The 17,042-nt window shown below is 51.1% G+C and carries 29 protein-coding genes; 3 read left to right on the top strand and 26 right to left on the bottom strand.

Annotated features, from left to right (window positions below; genetic code table 11):
• The 4 genes from R7Q11_RS17985 to R7Q11_RS17970 all read right to left on the bottom strand — a co-directional run bounded on the left by R7Q11_RS17985 (position 1) and on the right by R7Q11_RS17970 (position 4,020).
• Complete coding sequence (locus R7Q11_RS17985) at positions 1-1,464, bottom strand: AAA family ATPase (protein ID WP_001280522.1); 1,464 nt, start codon at positions 1,462-1,464, stop codon at positions 1-3.
• A 73-nt stretch (positions 1,465-1,537) separates the two neighbouring features.
• Entirely contained in the window at positions 1,538-2,482 is a 945-nt protein-coding gene (locus tag R7Q11_RS17980; RefSeq protein WP_015063558.1) for a hypothetical protein, read from the bottom strand.
• A gap of 549 nt (positions 2,483-3,031) precedes the next feature.
• Positions 3,032-3,502 carry a hypothetical protein gene (locus R7Q11_RS17975; protein ID WP_347880240.1) on the bottom strand — a complete coding sequence of 157 codons (471 nt, stop codon included), beginning with the start codon at positions 3,500-3,502 and terminating at the stop codon, positions 3,032-3,034.
• Positions 3,503-3,531: 29 nt separating this feature from the next.
• On the bottom strand, positions 3,532-4,020 hold the full coding sequence (locus tag R7Q11_RS17970) for a DUF1643 domain-containing protein (RefSeq protein ID WP_001273096.1): 489 nt from the start codon (positions 4,018-4,020) through the stop codon (positions 3,532-3,534).
• Positions 4,021-4,116: 96 nt separating this feature from the next.
• Between R7Q11_RS17970 and R7Q11_RS17965 the strand changes: the two genes are divergently transcribed.
• Complete coding sequence (locus R7Q11_RS17965) at positions 4,117-4,452, top strand: hypothetical protein (RefSeq protein WP_000683477.1); 336 nt, start codon at positions 4,117-4,119, stop codon at positions 4,450-4,452.
• A gap of 14 nt (positions 4,453-4,466) precedes the next feature.
• Here R7Q11_RS17965 and R7Q11_RS17960 read toward each other — a convergent pair whose 3' ends face one another.
• The 4 genes from R7Q11_RS17960 to R7Q11_RS17945 all read right to left on the bottom strand — a co-directional run bounded on the left by R7Q11_RS17960 (position 4,467) and on the right by R7Q11_RS17945 (position 6,395).
• The gene (locus tag R7Q11_RS17960; protein ID WP_001281821.1) at positions 4,467-4,937 is read right to left on the bottom strand and encodes a hypothetical protein; all 471 of its coding nucleotides are present in this window, start codon (positions 4,935-4,937) and stop codon (positions 4,467-4,469) included.
• Positions 4,930-5,301 (bottom strand): hypothetical protein, encoded by a 372-nt coding sequence (locus R7Q11_RS17955; protein ID WP_000516918.1) that lies wholly within the window; start codon positions 5,299-5,301, stop codon positions 4,930-4,932. Before R7Q11_RS17955 ends, R7Q11_RS17960 begins: the two co-directional genes overlap by 8 nt.
• Positions 5,302-5,311: 10 nt before the next feature.
• Positions 5,312-5,506 (bottom strand): hypothetical protein, encoded by a 195-nt coding sequence (locus R7Q11_RS17950; RefSeq protein ID WP_000343597.1) that lies wholly within the window; start codon positions 5,504-5,506, stop codon positions 5,312-5,314.
• A gap of 340 nt (positions 5,507-5,846) precedes the next feature.
• Positions 5,847-6,395: a hypothetical protein gene (locus R7Q11_RS17945; RefSeq protein WP_001061573.1), complete on the bottom strand. Its 549-nt coding sequence runs from the start codon at positions 6,393-6,395 to the stop codon at positions 5,847-5,849.
• Positions 6,396-6,557: 162 nt separating this feature from the next.
• Here R7Q11_RS17945 and R7Q11_RS17940 point away from each other — a divergent pair, with 162 nt between their 5' ends.
• Both R7Q11_RS17940 and R7Q11_RS17935 read left to right on the top strand, forming a co-directional pair.
• Positions 6,558-6,908: a type II toxin-antitoxin system RelE/ParE family toxin gene (locus tag R7Q11_RS17940; RefSeq protein ID WP_000270043.1), complete on the top strand. Its 351-nt coding sequence runs from the start codon at positions 6,558-6,560 to the stop codon at positions 6,906-6,908.
• A 4-nt stretch (positions 6,909-6,912) separates the two neighbouring features.
• Positions 6,913-7,215 (top strand): XRE family transcriptional regulator, encoded by a 303-nt coding sequence (locus tag R7Q11_RS17935; protein WP_000124640.1) that lies wholly within the window; start codon positions 6,913-6,915, stop codon positions 7,213-7,215.
• A 26-nt stretch (positions 7,216-7,241) separates the two neighbouring features.
• Here R7Q11_RS17935 and R7Q11_RS17930 read toward each other — a convergent pair whose 3' ends face one another.
• From R7Q11_RS17930 to R7Q11_RS17845, 18 genes are all read right to left on the bottom strand, one after another.
• On the bottom strand, positions 7,242-7,535 hold the full coding sequence (locus R7Q11_RS17930) for a hypothetical protein (protein ID WP_001239998.1): 294 nt from the start codon (positions 7,533-7,535) through the stop codon (positions 7,242-7,244).
• A gap of 88 nt (positions 7,536-7,623) precedes the next feature.
• On the bottom strand, positions 7,624-7,896 hold the full coding sequence (locus R7Q11_RS17925) for an HU family DNA-binding protein (protein WP_001043046.1): 273 nt from the start codon (positions 7,894-7,896) through the stop codon (positions 7,624-7,626).
• 57 nt (positions 7,897-7,953) lie between these two features.
• Positions 7,954-8,481, bottom strand: a complete 528-nt coding sequence (locus R7Q11_RS17920) for a thermonuclease family protein (RefSeq protein ID WP_001210659.1) — start codon at positions 8,479-8,481, stop codon at positions 7,954-7,956.
• Positions 8,482-8,483: 2 nt separating this feature from the next.
• Positions 8,484-8,675: a hypothetical protein gene (locus R7Q11_RS17915; protein ID WP_001270409.1), complete on the bottom strand. Its 192-nt coding sequence runs from the start codon at positions 8,673-8,675 to the stop codon at positions 8,484-8,486.
• Between the two features lie 25 nt (positions 8,676-8,700).
• Positions 8,701-9,558, bottom strand: coding sequence for a hypothetical protein (locus R7Q11_RS17910; protein ID WP_001167036.1), 858 nt, complete (start codon positions 9,556-9,558; stop codon positions 8,701-8,703).
• Positions 9,545-9,772, bottom strand: a complete 228-nt coding sequence (locus R7Q11_RS17905) for a hypothetical protein (RefSeq protein WP_004201084.1) — start codon at positions 9,770-9,772, stop codon at positions 9,545-9,547. Before R7Q11_RS17905 ends, R7Q11_RS17910 begins: the two co-directional genes overlap by 14 nt.
• A 2-nt stretch (positions 9,773-9,774) precedes the next feature.
• Positions 9,775-10,293, bottom strand: coding sequence for a nitrite reductase (locus R7Q11_RS17900; protein WP_000210757.1), 519 nt, complete (start codon positions 10,291-10,293; stop codon positions 9,775-9,777).
• Entirely contained in the window at positions 10,290-10,736 is a 447-nt protein-coding gene (locus R7Q11_RS17895) for a hypothetical protein (RefSeq protein ID WP_000919343.1), read from the bottom strand. Before R7Q11_RS17895 ends, R7Q11_RS17900 begins: the two co-directional genes overlap by 4 nt.
• Entirely contained in the window at positions 10,736-11,095 is a 360-nt protein-coding gene (locus tag R7Q11_RS17890) for a hypothetical protein (protein WP_000422769.1), read from the bottom strand. Before R7Q11_RS17890 ends, R7Q11_RS17895 begins: the two co-directional genes overlap by 1 nt.
• A gap of 57 nt (positions 11,096-11,152) precedes the next feature.
• Positions 11,153-11,581 carry a hypothetical protein gene (locus R7Q11_RS17885; RefSeq protein WP_000591076.1) on the bottom strand — a complete coding sequence of 143 codons (429 nt, stop codon included), beginning with the start codon at positions 11,579-11,581 and terminating at the stop codon, positions 11,153-11,155.
• Positions 11,582-11,614: 33 nt separating this feature from the next.
• Positions 11,615-12,475 carry a DsbA family protein gene (locus tag R7Q11_RS17880; protein ID WP_000139696.1) on the bottom strand — a complete coding sequence of 287 codons (861 nt, stop codon included), beginning with the start codon at positions 12,473-12,475 and terminating at the stop codon, positions 11,615-11,617.
• 15 nt (positions 12,476-12,490) lie between these two features.
• Positions 12,491-13,450 (bottom strand): S49 family peptidase, encoded by a 960-nt coding sequence (locus R7Q11_RS17875; RefSeq protein WP_000829617.1) that lies wholly within the window; start codon positions 13,448-13,450, stop codon positions 12,491-12,493.
• The gene (locus tag R7Q11_RS17870) at positions 13,450-14,277 is read right to left on the bottom strand and encodes a hypothetical protein (protein WP_347880239.1); all 828 of its coding nucleotides are present in this window, start codon (positions 14,275-14,277) and stop codon (positions 13,450-13,452) included. The genes R7Q11_RS17875 and R7Q11_RS17870 overlap by 1 nt, the downstream gene beginning before the upstream one ends.
• 31 nt (positions 14,278-14,308) lie before the next feature.
• The gene (locus R7Q11_RS17865; protein WP_001370730.1) at positions 14,309-14,602 is read right to left on the bottom strand and encodes a hypothetical protein; all 294 of its coding nucleotides are present in this window, start codon (positions 14,600-14,602) and stop codon (positions 14,309-14,311) included.
• Positions 14,603-14,612: 10 nt separating this feature from the next.
• Complete coding sequence (locus R7Q11_RS17860; protein ID WP_000057876.1) at positions 14,613-15,086, bottom strand: hypothetical protein; 474 nt, start codon at positions 15,084-15,086, stop codon at positions 14,613-14,615.
• Between the two features lie 96 nt (positions 15,087-15,182).
• A complete protein-coding gene (locus R7Q11_RS17855) occupies positions 15,183-15,704 on the bottom strand; it encodes a hypothetical protein (RefSeq protein ID WP_000648873.1) in 522 nt (173 codons plus the stop codon).
• Positions 15,705-15,706: 2 nt separating this feature from the next.
• Positions 15,707-16,228: a hypothetical protein gene (locus R7Q11_RS17850; RefSeq protein ID WP_000393783.1), complete on the bottom strand. Its 522-nt coding sequence runs from the start codon at positions 16,226-16,228 to the stop codon at positions 15,707-15,709.
• Positions 16,229-16,232: 4 nt separating this feature from the next.
• Complete coding sequence (locus tag R7Q11_RS17845; RefSeq protein WP_000849069.1) at positions 16,233-16,841, bottom strand: hypothetical protein; 609 nt, start codon at positions 16,839-16,841, stop codon at positions 16,233-16,235.
• Positions 16,842-17,042: the final 201 nt, after the last annotated feature.

The raw sequence follows: 17,042 nt of genomic DNA, 5'->3' as shown, positions 1-17,042 counted from the left end.
TTAGTCCTCGATGGCGAGTTTTCGTCCAGAGCCATTCTGCTCTTGAACATCGAAGTTATTGGCCGGATAGAAGCCTTGATCCCGCAAACTGCGAATCTGGTTGATGTCTTCTCGGCGAGTTTCACTGGTCGGGGTAATGCGAGTGACCGCATCCACCAGCGCTTCATTGTTGAGCTCTTTGTCCTGAGCGTTCGCCAGATACATCGCGTCAATGACGGCCTGTTCAATCTCTGCCCCGGTGTATCCCTCGGTGGTACGCAGTAGCGTAGGCATATCGAACGCGGCGATGTTGGCCTTCTGCTTGGCGAGGTGGATCTCGAAAATCTTCTGGCGCTCAGCCACACTTGGCAGATCAATGAAGAATGCTCGGTCCCAGCGGCCAGCTCGCATCAATTCAGGAGGCAGCGACTGAACCCGGTTGGCCGTCGCCACAATGAAGATCTTCTTCTTGCGCTCTTGAAGCCAGTAGAGGAAAGAGCCCAGCAGGCGCTTGGATACTTCGTGTTCGCCATCGGCATTACCAAAAAACTTCTCCATCTCGTCAATCAACACAACAACGGGTGCGATCTGCTCAATGGTCTGCAATGCACGATTGAACTGGCGCTCGGTTTCACCGAGATACTTACTATAGAAACGGCCCATATCCAGGCGAACCAAGGTAGTGCCAAGTACACCGGCAGCGGCTTTTGCCGTCAGCGATTTACCACCACCAGGTACACCGGCCAGAAGGACACCTTTTACCGGAAGGTCTTTGTCCCAACCGGCTTTACGTATCTGGAGAAACTCCTTGAGGTTTTCGAGCCCACCGACATTCCCAATATCAATGGCCTCAAGCACATCGAGGCCGACATCACGCAAGATGTGAGCTTTTTCTTTTCGGATCTCGCCCAGGTATTCTTCACCCTTGAATTTCAAGTAAGCGGAATAGGTGAAGACGTTCTTCATCTGGGTGTGTGACAAGCCCAGGGCGTGGTTTGCGATGACAGCACGTTCGTTGCTCTCGAAGACTCCACCATCTTTCACGTTATCTTCACAGGTCTGGAGCAGTTTCAGGATTTCCTGATTGCTCATAGCCGGGAGATCGATGTGATAAACGAACTCTTCATTGAAGACGTCTTTGCCAGCGATGATGTAGTTGATCCCCTCATTCTCCAGATAGGTCAGTGATGACTTGAGGGCTGGGAGTGTTTCCGGGTTTGCACGTTGTCGGTCGAAAAAGAAAGTGTCGAACACGACAACACCGTTTTTGGAGGACTTCTTGGACTCGTCCACCATTGCCTTCATCGTGCCTGGATCGGGCAGCTTCTTGAATGGCATCACAATAAAGTGCTTGCCGACTTTCTTTGCAATGTCAGAGAAAACGCTCTCTGCACGGCCCAGCTCAAAAGTGCTAACGTTGATGACTGGAAAGGACAACTTGATTGGAATCTCAAGTTTGTCCATTTGCTGTGTAATATCGCTCATCGCTTATCCTTTAAATAAATTTCGACTTGTTGATCACCTCACATCATAAGTTCATTTTATGATGCTGTAAATATCACCTTCCAACTCTGTAGCTGTTCACGGCGGACTCAACGCGCTTGACTGACACGTCTATACCATTTGTCACCAGCAACTCATGCACTTGGCAACAGGCCTGTTGTTTTAGGCCAAAGAACTCTTCGTTAACACGGGCATACTCTGCTGCCGAATTGGAGGCGGCTCGTCTTAGATCTGGCATCAGAGATTCAACGCGAGACTCTACTTTGTCCAGAGAGGAACTGGCAGACGACAAGCTGAACAGCGAGAAGACGCTCCCAAAGTCGAAACCATCATTCAAACCGGCAAAGTCCATACCCAGATCGATAAACTCAGTTGCCATTGAGTGGTGCAGTGAGCCCACAATGTCACGATGATCCCCCAGCGCATTTGCGAAGGCTTTCACAGCTCTCTTCGCATCGTCTATTTCACTGCTGGCCGAGGAGTTTGACATCGACGACATGACGGAAATGCCCTTGTTGTCAGTCACAAGGTCGAGAACCTCCATTGTTTGTGCTGATGAAATACTGGAAGAGGCCTCACTGATTTCACGTAAGGCTTTTTGCCCCATGTCCACCAGTCGCTTGTTGCTCTCGTGGAGTCGAGATGCGGCGTCAAGCCTATCTTGAGCTTGGGTGATTCGTTCCAGAATCTGGCTACCGTCAATCGCTTGCTTCACGGCCCGAGAAACCAATCCCTCTTTGAGCTGGTCTCTCCCACGGCGCAAATACCGCAAATCGCTGTTATGGCCTTTTAGTGCTGAACGTATAACGGCGATGTCTCGACGAAACTGCCAGAACGTTATAATTTTTTGCCAGATCCCCAACTGAGCACGCTGTTGGCAAAGAGCTTCGTACTCTGCACCTTTCTCTTCAACCTGGCTGAGAGCTGCGGTAATCCTGTCTTGATATTGCCGGTCGTCAGCCAAGTAACTTTGAATTGCTTGTTCCATCCCGTACCCCAAAAACTTTCACATGTGAAAGTTCATTCTTTCTTTGTTCTGCCAGTACAAAGTATTTTGCCTTAGAACGACCTCACACCCCGCCCCTGCTCACGCCCATTTTGGGCAATTACAGATTCAGCATTTACAGGCTTATAATGTGATGCCGTAATAGACAAATAAAAAACGGCATAGCCGTTTTTACCTTACTTTGCTTTGCTCCGGCCCCCGCATAGTGCATTACCAATGCGTGATGAAAAATCCTTCCATTCTGGACTGTTCCGGTAGTCATCCTGTCCAGTTGCTTGTTCCTGGCTGGTCGATGCGAATTGATTGAGAGCATCCGGGCACGAAGAGCAGACCCCGATACCTTCCACTCTATTCACGCGAAGCCAGTGACACGGTTGACCGTTTTCAACACAAGCGTGATCATCGGTGCATCCGCACCCTATACATTTAGCAGTGAGCATAAGCGCCTCCCCAAGTAAATTAACAACATCATAGTATCATTATGTGATACTGTAAATATTAAAAAGAAAGCGGCCATAGCCGCCCTTCCGAAGTAATTTTCCTTTAGTGGTTGTCTTGGCCCTGTTTCCAAGCGACGAATGCCTGCACTAGCGGTACGCCATCATCACTCAAGGCATTCCCTTCTATCCATCCGCCTCGTATGACGACAGACTGCCCTGATTCCAAGCCAAAAGGTTCCCACTCAGAAGCCACCGGGGAACCGTCCACCAGCAGGTCGAGATCTTCAATCCATTTATCCCGGCCATCCAGAGTTTTCCAAACTGAGTCATCGACCCAAAAGGCCTTGATTTGTTCTGGTGTGGCATTGGTCCAATCGTTGTCTTTCCCGTCAGCAAGTGAAAGTACAGAGTCAACCGTTTGCTGCCAGTTCGGCCAATCTTCTTCGACAACAACGCAAGTAAGCGAGCTCTTGCCATTTGCTCTGCGGCCATCATCAACCTTCCGGATCAGCCTTTCCAGTGTCGCCAGCTCCTCATCGCAGAGCACGGCCTGTGCATCGCTTATCTTTGCCACGAAGTAACGTGCTTCAAGCATCGACATAATTATTTTCCTCCCCAGGGCACAAGTTTTGTCGAATATCCAAGCATTAGTGGGTGCTTCGGGTCCCCCGAACCAGTCACGCCAAATGCCAATACCGGCTTCCCAGATGCAACGAGCTGCTCTAAAAGCCTGTCCAAATGAACATGCAAAGACTTAGGCAGCTTAGTTCGGCTCCCCCAGCAGGGCACCAAGACATCAGCATCCCGAATAATCCTTTCCAAGTGGATTTCATTTTCAGGCCCGACAGGATCAACCGCCGTAGCCAGCTCTCGAACGTCGGTCGCCCGAAAAGCAAAAGCATTACCGACTATGAATCGCCTCCCTCCGTTGACCTTGGTAAACCCTATCCACTTTCTGACCGTGTGATCGTCCTCGGTGGCCGTGGCCGTAGAGCCGTTTACACCAAAATAACCGAACACAAGGCCTTCGGGTTGCACATCCCTTTCCAGACGGTATCTGTACATGCCGCACTTGCTGATAATTGCACTCAAAGTGTCACCTCTTTTTGAATGAAAAACGCCCTTTCACAGTTGCATTTTTTAATGCTGTGATAGGATAAAAGTGTAAGTTGAAAAGGAGAGATGACCATGAAACATGTACTGAATATCGCGCTGATGGCTGTTGTTGTTCTTGGCCTGGCTATGCTTGAGGCAACCAACTGGGGTTACGCAGTGCTGGCTATCCCGGCAGTGATTTGGGCCAAGCCGGTGCTCAACCTTCTGCACAAACTGCCGGTTCTGGCTGCTGCTTTTTGGATTCTGGTTGCTGTTTTCGCGTGGCAAGCGGCACTTGTTGGTATCCTGTTCTATGGCGTACTTGCGACCCCTAAAGCGCCAGCAAACACCAATGGCAAAAAAAGCCGAAAAGCCAATCTGATGGGCACTTACAGCTACGACTTTAAAACCGGCGAATGCTTTAGCTAAGACTGGCTCCACGGTTATTTCTCCTCAGCCTTCCTGATGGGCGCTCTCAGCGCTCTCAGGACAGCTTCTTCAAGAGCTGCGGCCCCTGCCCTATCACGTCGCTTTGTTAATGCCCCATATTGCTTCCTGATGGGTAGCATCAGCTCTTCGAGTTCATTGCGCTTCCTATCGTCGGCTTCAAGTTTCTCGCTTCGCGCCAAGGCTTCGGCTTGCTCGCTTTTTGCTTGCCACTCTATCTTGTCGCCTTGCACTTCCCATGCTTTAACGTAATGAGCATCATCCAGACCTTTTGCTCCGTTGTCCGAAAACGAGGCCCCTGAGTAAATGCCACCGACAACCCAGCGCCTTTTGCTTTTTCCCTTTGAGAAATACATCTCACGGCCTAAAACACCATCGCGCAAAGTGGCTACCGAGATAAAGAGCCCAGCGTCCCCTTTCCTAAAGCCGCAGAACACAAACTCAAGCGGTTCGTATAAATCACTCATGCTGATCACTCCGAAGAACAGACAAGACCTTCTCAGCTCGCTCCTGGAGGTCTATGAGTTCGGCAGCATCATTACCGCTCAATGACATGCCCCCGCCATAGAGGCGATACTCAACGCTGTCCATCGCCTGGCGAAGCAATCCTAGAAGAGCATTCACGTTTGCCGGTGTTGATAGGGCGACGGCTTCACCTTTCAGCTCACGTCCATTAAATTCCGACCACTCGGCTATGCCTGTCAGTTCGCAACAATTTGAGCAGGACATACTGGCAACATTCTGGGGATCGTCTGGACAGTGTCCATTGATGACAAAGTTCATCTCGTCACTGCCGCACTTTCCACAAATGATGTGTACTTTTTTGCCCATGCTGCTGCCCTTAGTGGAGAGTCTGCTCTTCCACAACAATCATCCCGTCAACCAAGCTGATTGTGGCGGGACCGCAGTTACCCAGCACCTCAGCTTTGACTCCGTTGTTCAACGCGACATAAAGCCGTCTCGCCCCGTTGGTGACGCGGATGCCTTTCTGGTCGAGTTGTTCAAGCATTTCTTCGTAGGTAATTTTTTCGTCCATCAGTTCTCCTCAGCAAGGATCTCGTCGATGAGGTTCTTTGCTATCAATCTGGCATCCAAAGGGACAGCCAGGCTGTCAATTCTGCCTCTTTCATGGGCAACAATGAGTTGCGCCTTCCAAGCTATCCCGGAAAGAGAAGCATCAGGTTCTTTACCTGAGCTTCTCATACATCTTGCGTTTCGGTACGCCGCCAGCCACTCAGGTCTGGTTGAGTTATAACGCCCAAGGCCAGCTTTTCGTTGGAAGCACATTCATCGCGCACCTTTACAGATTCATTTTATGATACTGTAAACAATAAAAAGACACCTTGCAAGACTTTCACATGTGAAAGTTTTCTGGTTTACATCTGCTCGCTTGGATCAAACCCCAGAGCCTTGCACACGTCATCCAGGTCATCGAGCGTGAAGAATCCCAGCGTCAGCTCCCCGGAGCGCTTCGCGGGGTTATAGCGAATTTTGATGGGCCTACCCGTCGCATCGCTCATCAGGGTTTCCAGACGCTTAATGTCAGCATCCCTATCCACTTCTTTGCCCTTCGCTATCGCCTCATATGTATGAACCGGTGTCCTGGTATGCAGGAGATCCCTCAGGAGCTTTTCTCTCTTGCTGATAGGTAACTTAGCCACGGCTCTCACATGTCCCAGGGTGATCTTGCGTGGATTTCTGAGCCAGAGTGTGAGCTCTTCCTCCGACAGCGTACCGGCGCGTTTCAGGTGTGTAACCGTGTATACCTTCTCAATCCCCAGTTCCTCTCTGATCTGACTGTTTGAGCGCCCCTCTCCGCTTAGGAACGCGACCACATAGGCCTTTTCTGCATCAGTCATGTCTGGATGCTGGTGGTAGTAGTCAATGGCTTCTCTTGCGTCGAGCAGTAGGGGCAGGTTGTTCATTCAGTACACCTTTTAGTCACATGACTATATTGAGGCCTATTCTACCCCCTATTTTAGTCACATGACTACTTACCGGCATTTCGTCCCCCATAGCCGCCGATTTTTCTTGATTATAGGTTTGAATCTATATAGGATTGCACCTATATTAAGTAAGGAGAAACCATGTGGGTCATCGAGACAACTGACACCTTTGATGAGTGGTTCGATGCACTGGATGATACCGATAGAGCCAACGTGCTGGCTTCGATGATGGTGCTGCGAGATAGAGGTCCCATGCTGTCGAGACCATACGCGGATACTGTTAACGGTTCATCCTACAGCAACATGAAAGAGCTGCGGGTCCAAAGCAAAGGAGATCCTATCAGGGCATTCTTTGCGTTCGATCCAAAGCGTAAGGGGATTCTTCTCTGCGCCGGTAACAAGACCGGGGACGAGAAAAGGTTTTATGAAGTAATGATCCCAATTGCAGACCGCGAGTTTGCGGCGCACTTGGATAAATTGAAGAAGGAGTGACGTTATGGCAAGAACTCTTGACCAAATGCTGGCAACAGAAAAGCCTGAGGTTGTTGCCAAAGCACAGAAAGCGGCCACTGAGATGTTACTGAACATCCACTTGGCAGAGCTTCGTGATCGCATGAACCTTACCCAGGGGGAAATTGCTGCATCTCTGGGTGTGAGACAGCCGACAGTCTCCGAGATGGAAAAACCTGGACGAGATCTCAAGCTGTCGTCCATTAAGCGGTACGTTGAGGCCTCCGGTGGCAAGCTACGCCTCGATGTTGAACTTCCGGACGGCACCCACTACGGCTTTGCCGTTTAACTCGATACGCCCCGTTATGGGGCGTATTACTTATCTTGCACTTCCTCCAGCCGTTTGCGGTATATCTCTCCTGCACGTTCCCTGCCATCGTCGGTCAGCCTAAAGGCCAGCTTTAGAGAAGCATTCCGGTACTTGTTCAACAGGCCATTCTCCACCAGCGTGTGGCATGACGTTCGGAAGTTCGTTCCATGAATACCGCTCTGGCGAGCTGAGTTGATCATCTCCAGTATTTTTACACCTGGTACAGGCTCGGCTTTTCCACCGGCCTCAATTGCGTATAGAATGAACAAAACGTCCTTTTGAGTTGACGACAACCTCATTCCGCCCCCTTATTCATGTCTGATATGAATAAGGCTCCCACGAAAGGAGCCTTATGTAAACCTTATTCATGTGTCACATGATTAAGATCTAGTTCACGGAGTCTTTCAACCCCTTACCAGCTTTGAACCCAGGAATGTTGGCCGCCGCGATCTGGATGTTCTCTCCAGTCTGGGGATTCCGTCCGGTTCGCGCTGCGCGTTCCTTAACGTGGAAAGTACCAAACCCAGTAAGCGCTACTGTCCCACCCGCTTTAAGCACCTCTTTCACTGAGTTGATCAGCGCATTTACCGCAGCTTCGGCCTTTGCTTTGCTAATATCAGCGTCTTCGGCCACTTTCATAATCAGTTCGCTTTTGTTCATCGTTATTCCTGTTTGTTTTCTTGGTTACTGTTTACACCTGCATACTCTGGGGTGTGGTTAGTGCTTTCTTCGCCACTCCCAAGGGGGAGTTCTCTCCGATTCCGGTAATGCCCAGAGACCTCGCTTATCGGCTTTGGCCTCGGTCTCCAGCTTGAACAGCTCCGGTGTTTTGGCGTACTGCCGGTACACCCACGCACTCCCAGAACGGACCATTTCGGCATTGACCCATTTGCCATCGACATAGAGATTGGCAACCAGGCGGCCATAACGGTCTTTGTCGATTTGCTCCACTTTGATCATTCGACCAAACACCAGATCTGATAAGGCCTGCTTCGCCTTTGAGCCGTATGGCTGCTTTTTCTCTGGAGTATCGATCTCCGCGAGCCTTACTCGGTACTGGATCTTGCCACTCCGGCAGTCTTTTCCGGTATCGCAGCTTTGTTCCGTTAGCACTTTGACCGTATCACCATCAGACACCCCCACAACCTTTGCAGTGAAGGTCTCTGCCCACACATGAGGAGCCAGCACCAGCATTGCTGATAGGAACGCTGAAATCCCCGTCTTTTTTGCAAAACCGAACCTCATAATCACTCCATCTTTTTTGCAGCCGGTAGAGCCTTGGCCCAGCAGAGCATTGTTTTATCCGCCTTGCTGTCTACGATTCGACAGGCATCCCAGTTAAGAGATGACCAGTGAGCAATGGCAGAGGCCAACCAGTACCACGGTGCAGTAAACACCGGCAGGCCCCCTTCCTTCGTTTTAAATACCTGGTATCGCATGTTGATCCTCCTGTTTGGGTGAGGCTTAGGCCTCGTAATAGAAATTTTGTGTGTCCGGATAAGGTTTAAAGCAATGAGCTGTGGCTCGCCCAAGGGAAAGCACCGTAGCATCAGCTTCCGGCTCTTCCTCGGTATCTTTACGAGACTCCCCACCAAGTTGCGTTACCCATTCGGCAGCGAGCCGCACCCCCTCATCAAACGGCACTTTGTTCTTTTGGAGCACATCAAGATAGGAAAGTAGCAAGCAGTGAGGTGTGATGACGGCGGTGTTCCAATCGGTTGCGAGCCGAGTTTCGGCCATGTCAGAAAACCAAAAGTCTACTTGATGCTTTAATCCTATTTCAGCCATCATGCCATGCTTGCCAGCGGCCTTTCTGCCTTCCTCTACTACCTGAACCGGGGCGTCCCAGTAGAGGATTTCACCATCCGCTTCTTGGGTCGCGCACGTTGCACCTTGCGGCCAATGCCTCCGTTCCATAATGAGCTCGCAGAGTGTTTGGTTGCCTACAGGAGCCTTGTAGTCCTCATCGAGATTCACCACGATGGTTTCCGGCTCCCGTTCAACTGGTGGCAGGTATCTGGCGACCAGAGGCATTGTCAAAATCACAGCCCCATCCATGTGAAAGGATGTTGGTGCCTTCACTATTCGGTCCATTACCCAGCACCAAGCATGAAGCAACCGATCCTCTACATTGTCGTCAGCCTCAATCTCTTGAACGAACTGGTTGAAACGAACCTGACTATCCAGAAACAGGCCTGTGCTCTGACACTTATCGCTGATCGTATGAATGAGCTCCGCCTGCTCCAGAAGCATTTCTCGGGTGACTTCTTCTACATCACCAAATGCTTCAAACAACTTTGTCATGTAGTCACGAATTTGCATGTTCTTCCCCCTCGGCATCGAACTGCTTTGCAAGCTCAGGATCACCTGCCCAGCGAAGGGCGTCTCCCATATGCGTGAAAGCGCGTTTATTGTCATCTTGCTTATTCACTCTGACCGGCGTCTTTTGGTCACGAGGCTGTAGTAGCCAGTACCCGGCCTCTTCCTTGATTAGTTCTGCGGCCACCAGCAAGCCGCTCTTCGTTGCAATGATCATCATCAGCTCCCGTGGTTAAGCCAGTAGGCATAGACAGTGATGGCAAGGCCACCCGCGAGCACAATGACTGCGGCGGTACGCTGGACCCACTTCGATGCACCAAACCGCGCCAGGTGTCTCCCCAGGAACTGGAAAGGAGCCGTCTTTCCGATAGCGCGAATCACCCAGGTGATTGCCAACAGAAGGATGGCTGTGGCCGGGTATATACCAACCCCTAAGAGATTTACCTCTCCGACCGCGAGTTGATAGATGAATGCCAACAGCATGGCTACCGCAGTCAATACGGCCACAACCTTGGTCCCGTTCCGCCAGTCCCACGCTCGACGTGCGTCACTGGTAAAACTCACCATCGAGACAAGGAACGGCATAAATGGCAGGTTCATGCTGGTGGGTTTATCCATGAATGCGTCAAGACCCACAAACATGGCCGTCATCACCACATAGAACAACAGGGCGGGGACAAGCATGTCGCGTAAAGACCGAACCTGGTTGGCGTTCGCGTTTTGAGTATTCGTCGTCATTGTGTTTGTCCCTTCAACATTCCCCATAGCTGACGGTGAAGATCAGCGATTACCTTGTACGTCCCCTTCACTGCTGGTTGCTCAAGGGTCTTGAGCATCCACAAAGCAATAAACAGGCTGGAAAGCAGTGCCACCACCAACTGGATGTTGTGGCTGCTCAAATAGACGGCATAGCCGTTTAGGCAGGCACTCAATAGCAGCCAGACCCTGGCCGTCATCAGCCCCCAGCGGTGATAGGTCACGAGCAGGTAGGCTGTTACGACAGAACAGAGTGTCATTGCACCAGAAGTGGCTAGGTAAACGCCCCATGTACTGGCCTCGCCAGCGACGTAAGTGCCACCAATGGAGAAGGACAAGCCAAAGATCCAAATTGCTGCATTCCGGAGTAGGGCATCAACAATGATGTAACTAGCAGCGAGATTGATAATTCCGCGTTTTAGCATTACCCCCTCCCGTTATTCTGATACCTGCCCAGCTCAGCCCTGAGCCTATTAATTTCCTCCGTGGCTTCGGCCAACTGCTCCCGATACTTCTTGAACTGCTGATATGAATGCCAGGACTGTCCCTTCGATACTGACTTCGTGATGGCGGCGACCTCATCCGGCGTCAACCGGGTGAGCTGCTCTTCCGGGTAGATCAGGATGGTGTTGCTGTCCCAATCAAACCCAGCATGAATTGCTTTCACCCCTACGGTAGGGGTTCCACCAATCCCTCCAGGCTGGTGGATGACAAGCCTCAAAGGGGCTGAGGCCTTGTGGGGGTGAAGGCTATCGAGAGCATTTTTTGCTTCTTGTAACTCCATTGGTACACCTCATAGTGAAATCAGGCCCCTGAGGGACCTGACTTTCACATGTGAAAGTTAATTTGCATTCTGCTGTCTGACAGAAACCCTCAAGGCCAGCGCCTTTTGCATGTCGGGCTGCTGGAAACGCACCTTGGTCCGTTCAGGCCAAGTGTCCATCTCATTGCATCGCAGGGTGTCGATAGCCGCATCACGGTAAACCTGATAAAGGTCGGTTCCACCAATGGAGTTAATTGCCATCATGGCGGCAAACATCGAGTTACTGTTCATGACGCTGGTTAGAGTCTCCGGGGTTATGGGTTTGTCGCATGACTTGTTGAGGGCAACCAGCAGGTCATTACCAACCAGAGCACAGGCAGCACATACCTGTTTGGTATCATCCAGGGCTTTCGTGTATTCGTTGCTTGTCTGAGGGACGCTTGAGCAAGCCGACAGGACAAGCAGCCCCGCCAGAAGGCACCCCAATTTAGTTGTAATCTTGATCATCAGTTCTCACTCCACTTTCACATGTGAAAGTTTTTATTGGTTCGCTGAGTCGTCTTGTTGCGACTCAATCATCATTTTTCGCATCACCGCCATGATGGCTTGTGCCGGTTGAGCACCACCGAGTAGCTGACTCTTGCCTGTCTGGTTGTCTACAACAAAGGTTGCTGGAGTACCATTAACGCCGTAACTCTTGGCTTTCTGGATGTCAGCTTGAACTTTATCTTCGTGCTTGCCAGAGCTGAGACACTCACGGAAAGCATCCAGATCAGCACCAACACCCGTGACAACAGAGGCCAAGTCAGAAACACCGGCACCGTTGCCTTTGCTGTGATGGAAAATCTCATTCACGAAGACCCAGAAGCCACGGTTGCCCTTCTGTTCAGCAATACATTCAGCGGCCAACGCTTCCTTGTGAGCTGCCGGGTTATGGAAGTCGAGAGGCATGTGCTTCCACTGCCAATTCACATTGCCTTTACTGGCATCCACAATTTGCTTGGGCGTGTCGTGGAATTGCTTACAGAAGGGGCACTCCATATCAGAGAACTCCACCAGCGTGAATCGGGCACCAAGGTCCCCATAGATGTGTTTGCCGTCTTCGACCTTTTCAGGTGCCGCCTCGAACTGGGCATACTTCTGATCGATGTCGGCTTGTTGTTTCTGCGCGACAAACTTATTGATGCTTTCGGCCACAGCAGCCTCAAACTCTGCCTTGCTTTTGAAGGTGACGCCTTCGGCATCTTTCACCTGGTTGACCGTGGACTTCACGTTGGCGATCTCTTGCGCCAGATCCTTCTCTTTCACGAGCTGGTAGATTCCGAACCCGGTTCCTACGAGCCCCAAAATAATGGCGGCAAAAACCCCGAGACGTAGTGATTTGGTACTTTGTTCTGTCATGTCAAACTGCTCCTATCAGTAAACTTTCACAGCGCTGAGTTCTTGCACGAAGGAACTGGCTTCGAGCTTCGCTCGTTGGGTCAGTCGCCGGATGATGTCTTCGGTTGGTGTGTAGTCCACCAAGTTGCTCTGGTGGATGACGTCTCGCGCCACGGAGTTCAAACTCCCCAGGCCATCAATCAGCCCAATTTCTTTGGCCTGCTCCCCGTTCCAGAGCAATCCAGAAAACACCTCTGGGGCGTCTTTCAGTCGATCACCCCGCCCAGCCTTCACTCGTTCGATGAACTGCTGGTGGGTTTTCGATAGAACGCCCTCCCAGAATTTCTTCATATCAGAGGTAAGAGGGGAGAATGGGTCGAGAAGCGCTTTGTGCTCTCCGGAAGTGATTGCCCGGCGCTCGATGCCGAGCCTGTCCATCAAGCCGGTGAATCCAAACCCTGAGCTAATGACGCCGATAGAACCGACAAGACTGGCGCGGTCAGCATAGATTTCATCCGCAGCAGAGGCGATGTAATAACCGCCAGAGGCACCGATGTCATCAATGATGGCGTAGACCTTTTTCTCCGGATGAAGGGCTCGCTGCGCCTTCACTTCTTCATAAATCCGTCCTGCTTGAACCGGGCTACCGCCAGGGCTGTTTATGCGAAGCACGACAGCTTGTGAATTCGGGTTGTCGAATGCTGCTTGGATGGACGGGATAAGGTGATCAGCATCGGCCAGTGTGCCAGCAGCAATTTCACCACGGATGTTGATATACGCGGTGTGAGGGGCTCCAGCCTTGGCGCTTTGCCACGGCATCCCACCCGGATTAGATGCCAAAATGATGAAGCCGATCATGAGAAGCACGAAACCTGATGCGCGAAGCACACGCAACATGGTCCGCCAGCGCCGGTCTTTCACCTGCTCTTTATGCAGGGTGAACATGTACTTCTCAATGAGCTCTTTCTCCCAGGGGATCTCTTTGTTTTCTGCCATTAGTCTTTCCTTTTGCATGTTTCGATTATCTGTCCCCAGAACTCTTCATCAGCGCTATCAGCCCGGTCTTTGACTTTCTGGTAAACAAGGTTGGTGTTGAGCTGATGCTCACGACAGAACTGGGCAATGTTGCTGTAGGTCCTGTCCAGATAGGTGAAGGGTTTCCCTTTACCTTTTTTCTTGGCGAGGATGAGTTTCCACTCATCATTGGAGAGTTTGTCTGCGGCCTTCCTTGTGTCCGCAATGCGCCTACGCACCGTTACCGGATCAAGTCCATGCGCTCTGGCTATACTGGCAACGCAATTGAACTTCCGACCGTCAATCATGACTGTAGGCAAATCACCAGCGGCAGCCTCCTTGAATCGGAAACCTCTGTACCCTGGCCTGAAGATCCCAGGAGCAAGTTGCTCACGGAACTCGATTGCTTGTTCTGACCTGACAAACTTGCTGTCGATTTTGCCGAGCATGTACTTAGCCCGAGCGATTACCTGGTAAAGCATCTTTTCCAGGAGCATGGCGTCAGCAGCTCGACTCGGAAGACCAATATCGTCTTCTTGCTCGATACCCAACATTTCTGCATGGCTGGAGCCTTCGGCATGTCGGAAACAGCCGTCGTACTCAAAAAGAAAGGAGGCCAAACCTCCTCTCAGCTTTGCTTTGAACCGGGTGTTGGCCGCGTTCTCTGGCGCTGGTGCCAGCTCAGAAACTTCAAGCCCTAAATTTGCGGCCAACTTCCGTAGGTCTTCCTCTCCAATTCGGCATCCAGGCTGCATAACCTGCGCCAGAGCAGATTCATCAGCACATCCGCGTTCTTTCAGCTCAGCCAAGAGGTAGGGAACTCGTACTACCCCCATAAGCTCAAGCTCCCTGAATCGCGTGGACCACCAGCTCACAGAGTTTCCCGTACACAGGAGCAAGGCAGAGTGAAGCCATCACCATGCCAAAGGCTTTCGATGGAGCCTCTTTGGCGAACTTGGTCAACCACGGCATCATGCCGCACAGAGCAGCAACCATAGCGCCAGCCACCCCTAGGGAAGGGAATGCCATCACTTGGGCCAGAATGAAGAAACACTGGGCGTATGCCGCATGGGTCATCGCCTTCTTATCTGCTGCCGTGAACTCCACGGCATCTACGCTTTTGACTTTTTCCATCACATTGTCCTCATGCAACATCAGGTTTTCCGAAAAATTTTTCATACACTTCGAGGTCGAAGGCCAGCATGGTCTTTGCCGCCTTTTCACTAAGCTGGTGGAGGCTAAGCATCTGAACCTTGTCAGTGCCGGTCACTTGCAGATCCACTGCGAACCACGTCCCACCTTTGGTTACGGCCAGAACTTGCACCGCCCAGGGCTTATCCAGTCGTTCGGGCGGAGTGATCATGTTCGACACTTTGGCGACCGTCGCGGTTGAACCTACCCAGTGCTTGTCGAACGCAATAACGTTCAACGCTTCAAACGCATCCTTCGCAGCTTTAAACCGGCTACGGACAGCATCTTGTTGCTTCCAAGCCATGAACTGGATAAGGGTCATTCCACCAGCCATAAGGGTGAGAAAACTCAAGCCATTCGCAGCAGCTACGACCGTCGCTACCAAGGACCCCAACATGACGAAGCGGTTATGTTTAAGCTGGGCCACTATTCACCTCCTATACCAACCAGCGTACAGGACTTTTCAAAAATGCAACCCCGCCTAGCTGCCCAATTCGGGCAACCCTAATTCAATCCAGAACTTTCACATGTGAAACTTTCCGCCACAGGAACAGGAGGTTTTTACCTGACCAGAACGGATGGATTGATAGCGGTGCCACAACTTGACCACTTCTTTTTCGCTGAGAAGGTTTGTCTTGATGTAACGGACTCTATCCCCGTCCGCTGTCTCAACAACGGTTCGGACATAGCCGTACTTGGCAACGGGTGCCTTGTACTTGTGTGACAGAATTACCCGGTAAACCGAGAGCTGGATAATGTCCGACTCATAGATGTGGTTTACCTGGCGCAGCTTGGTGTCCAAGGGAATGAGAACCCCATTCTTGGCTTTGTACACCTGATCAACCCTGCCGTGCATGGGCACCGGCTGTGTGGTTGATATGTCCTGTTCGGATAAAAACAGAGTGGCCGAGCGCAGCTCATAAGGCATGTTCTCTGATTTCCACCACGCCCAGGTGTCTCCAATGCCGCGTTTGCGCCACTGGTCCACTTTCGCAATGACGAAAGGTGCAATGATAAGGACGAATATCCAGAGAACTGCCTTCATGACTACCTCAGGCCCCTAAACCACTCTGGATGATTGGATACATCCATGTTCTTAACCTGTGATGAGAAGACCAGTAGCTCTTGGGTCGTCAGGACGGTCTCAGGAGCCCGAGCGATGAAAGGTCTCAGCAATCCAGAACCCGCGTAGATATTGATGACCATATGCAATCGCTCTGTTGTTCCAGACACTCTCCGCCAGCTCCGGTAGGTTTCTGTTGATTTGGCATAGCCAACCAAGGCAGGAGCCAGCGTATCGGACTCCTTCGTATTCAACTTCCCTTTTGCTGCCTTCGATACGAACTCAGCGATCACCGAAGCCAGCATGTCGGAGGTAAGGTGAAGCGGCAGCTTTATCGTGTCGAAGTCAGCCTTCTTGATGGTGAACAGGCGGATGTGATCGTTGCGGTAGTCACGCACATAGATGACATGGCTCTCAAATGGGTTGGAGTGATTAAAGGCATCCATACCCCAGCCTGCGGCCTCAAGATGTGCGTTTGATACTGACTTGTCGTAATCAAATTCCACGCTATTACTCTCCGTCTTGTCGTTCAGGAACTTTCACATGTGAAATTTTTCCGTCGGTCATGATGTCCAGGACGGCTTTGCCCAGTCTCATCCCTTTATGGTTTTGAACGGGGTCTCCCTTGTAGAAAAATCCTGGCTCGTTATCGGGATGGAATACCCCGTGAGGAATGTTGTCGTGATCGCCAAGCCACATGCGTAGCCTCAGATCCACCAACCACCCATCATCCAGGACAACCCAGAAATGCGGTGTCACGATGTCCTTGGTCTGTTCGTTTCGCACAAAACCATACATGCAGTCATGAGGTACACCCGCGTCATTGAGTAGGTGGCTTACTGCCCATGTCATGCCGTCACATTCCATCTGGCAGTCATCCAAGGTCATAAGGACGGCTTCCAGTTCCCGGTGCCACTCCGTCATTTGCTTGGCCGCAGGTTTTACCACCAGCTCGTTTTTGTTTTCTGCCAAGATGATGTCTTCCTCATCAATATTGCATTCGTCTATCGCTTCCGAACGGATGGATACCGCTTCATCCCAGTCATCGCTCGATCCGAAAATGCTCCAACCCTCAAGACCGTAATTCACCCATACGATGAACCGCTTTATCGTTTTCATGTGCGGCCCCCTTTAACCGTGCAACGTTCCCACATACTCACCCCCTCAAACCGTAACCACACCAAAAAACCACTTCTTGATGATTTTCAATCAGCAAGACAGGTTGCCCCTGAACTAACCTCACCGAAAAACCACCTTTAGATTGCTTTCTGGTGCTTATCAAGTTCTCCTGAGTGACTGGTCGTTCTGAAAACTTTACTT

The organism is Vibrio sp. 970 (assembly GCF_033339075.1).
Note: the sequence above shows the minus strand (reverse complement) of the source record. Positions and strands in the feature narration are given on the sequence as shown.

Excerpts from the sequence above, each read along its gene's own strand:
- R7Q11_RS17945 (WP_001061573.1), bottom strand. The coding sequence starts at position 6,395 with ATGAACAACCTGCCCCTACTGCTCGACGCAAGAGAAGCCATTGACTAC.
- R7Q11_RS17865 (WP_001370730.1), bottom strand. The coding sequence starts at position 14,602 with ATGGAAAAAGTCAAAAGCGTAGATGCCGTGGAGTTCACGGCAGCAGAT.
- R7Q11_RS17915 (WP_001270409.1), bottom strand. The coding sequence starts at position 8,675 with ATGCGATACCAGGTATTTAAAACGAAGGAAGGGGGCCTGCCGGTGTTT.
- R7Q11_RS17965 (WP_000683477.1), top strand. The coding sequence starts at position 4,117 with ATGAAACATGTACTGAATATCGCGCTGATGGCTGTTGTTGTTCTTGGC.
- R7Q11_RS17920 (WP_001210659.1), bottom strand. The coding sequence starts at position 8,481 with ATGAGGTTCGGTTTTGCAAAAAAGACGGGGATTTCAGCGTTCCTATCA.
- R7Q11_RS17950 (WP_000343597.1), bottom strand. The coding sequence starts at position 5,506 with ATGGACGAAAAAATTACCTACGAAGAAATGCTTGAACAACTCGACCAG.
- R7Q11_RS17910 (WP_001167036.1), bottom strand. The coding sequence starts at position 9,558 with ATGCAAATTCGTGACTACATGACAAAGTTGTTTGAAGCATTTGGTGAT.
- R7Q11_RS17935 (WP_000124640.1), top strand. The coding sequence starts at position 6,913 with ATGGCAAGAACTCTTGACCAAATGCTGGCAACAGAAAAGCCTGAGGTT.
- R7Q11_RS17885 (WP_000591076.1), bottom strand. The coding sequence starts at position 11,581 with ATGATCAAGATTACAACTAAATTGGGGTGCCTTCTGGCGGGGCTGCTT.
- R7Q11_RS17845 (WP_000849069.1), bottom strand. The coding sequence starts at position 16,841 with ATGAAAACGATAAAGCGGTTCATCGTATGGGTGAATTACGGTCTTGAG.
- R7Q11_RS17955 (WP_000516918.1), bottom strand. The coding sequence starts at position 5,301 with ATGGGCAAAAAAGTACACATCATTTGTGGAAAGTGCGGCAGTGACGAG.
- R7Q11_RS17880 (WP_000139696.1), bottom strand. The coding sequence starts at position 12,475 with ATGACAGAACAAAGTACCAAATCACTACGTCTCGGGGTTTTTGCCGCC.
- R7Q11_RS17940 (WP_000270043.1), top strand. The coding sequence starts at position 6,558 with ATGTGGGTCATCGAGACAACTGACACCTTTGATGAGTGGTTCGATGCA.
- R7Q11_RS17855 (WP_000648873.1), bottom strand. The coding sequence starts at position 15,704 with ATGAAGGCAGTTCTCTGGATATTCGTCCTTATCATTGCACCTTTCGTC.
- R7Q11_RS17985 (WP_001280522.1), bottom strand. The coding sequence starts at position 1,464 with ATGAGCGATATTACACAGCAAATGGACAAACTTGAGATTCCAATCAAG.
- R7Q11_RS17890 (WP_000422769.1), bottom strand. The coding sequence starts at position 11,095 with ATGGAGTTACAAGAAGCAAAAAATGCTCTCGATAGCCTTCACCCCCAC.
- R7Q11_RS17875 (WP_000829617.1), bottom strand. The coding sequence starts at position 13,450 with ATGGCAGAAAACAAAGAGATCCCCTGGGAGAAAGAGCTCATTGAGAAG.
- R7Q11_RS17900 (WP_000210757.1), bottom strand. The coding sequence starts at position 10,293 with ATGACGACGAATACTCAAAACGCGAACGCCAACCAGGTTCGGTCTTTA.
- R7Q11_RS17895 (WP_000919343.1), bottom strand. The coding sequence starts at position 10,736 with ATGCTAAAACGCGGAATTATCAATCTCGCTGCTAGTTACATCATTGTT.
- R7Q11_RS17960 (WP_001281821.1), bottom strand. The coding sequence starts at position 4,937 with ATGAGTGATTTATACGAACCGCTTGAGTTTGTGTTCTGCGGCTTTAGG.
- R7Q11_RS17925 (WP_001043046.1), bottom strand. The coding sequence starts at position 7,896 with ATGAACAAAAGCGAACTGATTATGAAAGTGGCCGAAGACGCTGATATT.
- R7Q11_RS17905 (WP_004201084.1), bottom strand. The coding sequence starts at position 9,772 with ATGATCATTGCAACGAAGAGCGGCTTGCTGGTGGCCGCAGAACTAATC.
- R7Q11_RS17930 (WP_001239998.1), bottom strand. The coding sequence starts at position 7,535 with ATGAGGTTGTCGTCAACTCAAAAGGACGTTTTGTTCATTCTATACGCA.